The 1,427-nt window shown below is 49.9% G+C and carries 1 protein-coding gene; it reads left to right on the top strand.

The genetic code is table 11. The features are described from left to right. Window positions 1-187 precede the first annotated feature (187 nt). Window positions 188-1,018, top strand: coding sequence for an ATP-binding protein (locus G1C97_RS12020; RefSeq protein ID WP_240951146.1), 831 nt, complete (start codon window positions 188-190; stop codon window positions 1,016-1,018). Window positions 1,019-1,427: the final 409 nt, after the last annotated feature.

The raw sequence follows: 1,427 nt of genomic DNA, 5'->3' as shown, positions 1-1,427 counted from the left end.
AACAAGCCAACACGAAAAGTCAAGCACCCGACCGGATTAACGCCCGGACCGTTAATCACGCCCCGACACGCAAGACAGGAGAACGCCCAACCCCGGATTTAAGACCCACGTTTCTTTACTTAACCCGGATAAACTCCAACCACAGAAGGGAAGTTTCAGCTTCTCTTCTGAACCTTCATTCAGCGTCATGAACATGGGAGGAAGCTTAGGAAATATTCATTATGAGAAATCCCGGATGCCGCTTACTCTGCGTGAGGCTATGGAACAAAGGCTGGATGATTTAGAGAAGCGCGGCAATGGTCTTCTGGTGACTATCGATGAAGCGCAGGCTGCCGACAGATCGGATATGGTAGCTATTGCCACTGCTGTTCAACATTTGACCAGCGAAGACAGGAACCTCGCGTTTATATTCGCCGGTCTGCCATCGATGTCTTCAAAATGGCTCAATGATGATGTGATGACGTTCCTTCGACGCGCACAGCCCGAGCGACTCAGTGACGTTCCACTTATTGAAGTATCGCATGCCTTAGCAGACACTTTCCAGCAAACAGGCATGACGCTTGACGGAGAACCGCTACGCATAGCTACGCAAGCAACAGCCGGATATCCTTTCATGATTCAACTTGTTGGATACCATATCTGGCGTATCGCAGCACGTAACCAAAAACTGACTTTTAATACAACCGTCACAACCGAAGAAGCTGAATCCGGTGTTCAAGATGCGCTGAGCCGGTTAGGCGACACTGTTCACGGACCCGAATTAGATGGTCTCTCCCCTATTGACAAGACCTACTTACTTGCGATGGCTCAGGATGATGGCCCCTCCTCTACGTCGGCTATCGCCGAACGCATGGGAAAGGATGTAAAGTATGCCGGCATCTATCGCACCCGCCTCATTGAAGCTCAAGTGATAGAAGAACAGGGATACGGCAAAGTTGACTTCGCTATTCCTTATTTACGTGAGTATCTCAGAGAACACGCAGCTTACATACGTATGACACTTAATATAACGGAATAACAGCTATTCATCTCGTCTGTGTGTCTTTCCGAGCTAACCAGCTCGGTAACACACAGACATGCGCAACGGATGCACGAGATCCAACACTCTCATCTTTTTTCATGGGGCTACCTCGCAATGAGGTAGCCCCATTCTTATTCGCTCTTTTACCTACACCCACCAATTCGCTGTAATCCGACTCCTCTTTTTCCGATTCCACTCACCGAAGCAAAGACATCCTCTTTTCCGCGAAAAGCCTGTGATTTCAACGGTTTCCACCTGATATCCCGTTTCTGGAACCGCCGGATTAGCCGATAAGGGCGGTTATGTCAGATTTGCTCTTGCCGGTCGTGTGCGTTCTCTCGCCTGTGTTTTCGGGGGTGTGCGGTGAGCGCGAGCGGGCCTCGTCATGTGTTCATTGTGGGGTCGA

Source organism: Bifidobacterium olomucense (genome assembly GCF_012932375.1).
GTDB classification, from domain to species: Bacteria; Actinomycetota; Actinomycetes; order Actinomycetales; family Bifidobacteriaceae; genus Bifidobacterium; species Bifidobacterium olomucense.
Note: the sequence above shows the minus strand (reverse complement) of the source record. Positions and strands in the feature narration are given on the sequence as shown.

Bases quoted from the DNA above. Each gene is read 5' to 3' on its own strand.
- G1C97_RS12020 (WP_240951146.1), top strand. From the start codon at position 188: ATGAACATGGGAGGAAGCTTAGGAAATATTCATTATGAGAAATCCCGG.